This window comes from Atribacterota bacterium, assembly GCA_028703475.1.
Lineage (GTDB): Bacteria > Atribacterota > Phoenicimicrobiia > Phoenicimicrobiales > Stramentimicrobiaceae > JAQVMU01.
Genome location: JAQVMU010000111.1, coordinates 1 through 3,526 on the forward strand (window position 1 = coordinate 1; position 3,526 = coordinate 3,526).

General features: G+C 30.3%; 2 protein-coding genes. One reads left to right on the plus strand and one right to left on the minus strand.

Features of this window, described 5'->3' with window-relative positions:
- Positions 1-192: 192 nt before the first annotated feature.
- Positions 193-1,314: an AI-2E family transporter gene (locus tag PHQ99_08205; protein MDD4289552.1), complete on the minus strand. Its 1,122-nt coding sequence runs from the start codon at positions 1,312-1,314 to the stop codon at positions 193-195.
- An 883-nt stretch (positions 1,315-2,197) separates the two neighbouring features.
- Between PHQ99_08205 and PHQ99_08210 the strand changes: the two genes are divergently transcribed.
- Positions 2,198-3,526: DUF748 domain-containing protein (locus PHQ99_08210; GenBank protein ID MDD4289553.1), on the plus strand; the 1,329-nt coding region annotated here is incomplete at its 3' end.

The following is a 3,526-nucleotide window of genomic DNA, read 5'->3' on the forward strand; positions in this document are numbered from 1 at the left end:
GCTTCAGAAACTGCTTTCTTGACCTCTTCTTGCTGCATATCTCTAGCCATTACCCCTCCAAAGGAAATAATAGAAACCTTAAGGCCGGTACGTCCCAATTTCCTATACTCCATTGTTAATACCTCCTTCTATTTTTATATTATATCATTTGTGAACATAACCCTCGCTTAAAATGTGGAATATCAGTTAAATTTATTTTGTATTTTTATTGATCGACTTATCAATTAACTTATATATTGTTGCTGCCATGGGAACTCCAAGCAGTATGCCCATAATTCCCAAAAAAGCACCCCCAACAATAATAGCTGCAAATACCCATATGCCGGGAAGTCCAATAGTATCCCCTACTACTTTCGGGTAAATAAAATTGCTTTCTATCTGTTGTAAGATAACTATAAAAAGTAGAAACAGTAAAGCTTGAATAGCATCAACCATAAAGATTAGCAAAAATCCCACTCCTGCACCTAAATATGCTCCAATCATCGGTATTAATGCAGTTAAGCCAACTACTGAACCAATAGTCGTTGCATAGGGAAAATGGAATATCAACATACCAATAGTACATAAAACTCCTAAGATAATTGCCTCTTTAAATTGTCCTAAAAAAAAGCTTGAAAATGTTTTTTCGGTAGTAAGTAAAACACTCTGCAGTTTTTCCCTTTTTTCTTTACTAAGATATGCATTGGTTAATTTTTGATAATTTTTCTGTAAAATAGTTTTATCAAAAAGAATGTAAAAACTAAAAACGATTGCCAGGGCTATTTCAACTATCTTATTAAATATGATACCTATAAAAGAGACTGAACCAAATGCCCACTTATTCAACAATTCAAGAAGCCTATTTAATGCCGCTTCTCCGCTGATATCAATCTCAGATAATCTTTCCCCAATAATTGGATATTTTTCAACATGGCCCATTATCCACTGTACAGAATTTTCATAAATAACCGGTAGTTCGGTGGTTGCCAGTTGAACAAATACAATAATTTGCGGAATAAGTATATTAAGAAAAAAGTAAGTTGCTAATATTACAGTTAAAATTGATAAAAGAATGCTGACAAATCTGCGGGTCTTTATAATTAGCTTATTCTTGCTGTTGGGAAAATACAGTCTTTCATATCTTGTTACTATTATATTCAAGACAAATGCTATTCCTGCACCAATTAGCAAGGGGGAAATAATATTATATAAATATTTAATAAGGTCAAGGAATTTGTTAAAATTTAATATTATTAATAGTATTAAACCTATCAGTATAATTGTCCTTGTCGTTATTTTTTGTTTTCCTTCACTTGTTTCTTTTTGTCCCAACATATTAAAACCTTTTTTGATTATATTAACAGGCTAAAATGTTATTTTGCCCTGATTTTATATTATATTTATGAATATACTATTTTATTGTTAAAAAAAATACTTATATTTATTTATTTTTGGAGAATTTTGTTAAATATAATATATTATTGTACCATCTTTCAACCCTGTAATAAATTTATCTTTTTAAAATACTTCCTCTGTATAAGAATTTACAATTTCTACCATTCTCATACCAGGTATCTGTACACAGATACGAAAAAGCAAAAGATCGAACCTGAAGAATTGCTGTTAATAATTATATTAGACATGGTTTTATTATTTTGAAAATTTATCTGTTTAAAAAATAAGACTCACCTTGTTTGACAAGGAGAGCCTTCAGAAGAGTGATTGATTATAGGGAGGTTGCCTGTTATTTTTATTTTATCACAATACAGAGAAAATACAATCAAAGATTAATTTGAAAGTTCTTGTTCTTATTTATATCTGTAATTATTAGATATCTTTAATTTCCATTATTGCTTCTTTAAAGGCATTGGTCAATATCACAACATCCTGGTTAAGGGTTATGCCATCAAATCCGTCTTGAAGATACTTTTTAGCTTCTTTTTCATTTTATTTTCCATTTTATAACCTTCCGACTTCCTTAATTATATTTTAATATATCATATTTAATTTTAGAATATAAGGAGACTTGGGTTTCTTATTTTTATATATTACTTCCGCTACTGATTGTCTGCTATATTGATATATTGTCTATGTTATAATTATAATATCCCTGGAATTGTTAACTTGTGGCTTGAGTAAAGTCAATCAAAAAAGTTTATTTTTTTTGCAAACACCTGTGGAATTCTGATTGTAATATTATTTTAAAGGAAAATGTATTTTGGTTAATATTAAGTCTAATAAAATTATTTTTTGGTTTATAATTATATTTTTTACCCTGTCTGTTGTTACAGCTATAGTTTTTTTCTACATTAACACAGATGCTTTTCGTTCAAATTTAAAATCAATAATTGTAACTCAAATAGAAAATACATTAGGCAAAAAAATAGAAATAGAAAGTCTGGATTCAATATCTCTTATGTCTTTACAACTAAGCAATTTTGCTGTTATTGATGATGACCTCTCTGAAGAAGAAATATTGTTTAAGGCAAAACAAGTCAGGGTCAAATTTGGATTTGTGTTTTCTATTCTTGACTGGAAAAACTGGAAACTGGATATTCGTGACATCCATTTATATCAAGCTTCTATAGATATTACACGGGATTTAAATGGAGAATTTGATATTTTATCAAAATTTAGTATAGATTTAGAAGATAGCCAGCAAAACATTTTTTTCGATCAGGTCCATCTTTATGACAGCGAAATTACTTTAAGGGATAAAATGATTTATTTTTATAATCAGGATGCACTGATAACCTATATAGAGGAAATTGAAGGACATATTGATATATCCGGGATACCAAAAATATCCTTTGATTTGAATGGCCGACAAAAAAATGAAAATGCCCTGCTGGCATTAAAAGGAACCTTATCATTAGAACAGATGGAATACTCTTTGGACTTTCAGCTGGAAAATGCCCAGATAAGACATTTTCAACATTATCTTGAAGTAGCTGAAGAATTCAACATAAACCAGGGTGAATTTGATTTAAGCTTAAACTTTACCTTTTCACCAGATGCAGAACCGGCAGAGATTAACTGGCAGGGAGAGGCTGAATTGTACCAGGTTACTGCAAAACCATCTTTCTTAGAAGGTATTTCTTTTAATGAAATTAACGGTTCTGTGCTTCTTTCCAAACCTGATGTCACATTTTCTGAAATAAAAGCCCTTTATCACGGAACTCCTGTTCTGCTACAAGGTTATGCTAAAACAGAACCTGTCCCCTATTTTGATTTTGATGTTGAAATTATAGATATCAACACCACCTTTATACGGGATGATTTATCAATATTTACTTCAGATTTAAAGAACTTTCCAATACAGGGAGATATCACCCTCGCAGGAAATATAAAAGGATACCAGGAAGATTTTGAACTCACTGCACAACTACTCTCGGATGAAATAGAAATAAAAAATACAATAATGCAAAATATTATTTCAGATTTTTCTTTTAACAATAAGCAGGCTGCAGTACATAATTTTACTTTCATTGACCCGGATTCAGAATCTTCTGTTTCCTTAGAAGGCTATATTGATTTGTCCGATTCC

What these genes read in the sequence shown, in the direction of transcription:
- PHQ99_08205 (MDD4289552.1), bottom strand. Translation starts at nt 1,314, where the DNA reads ATGTTGGGACAAAAAGAAACAAGTGAAGGAAAACAAAAAATAACGACA.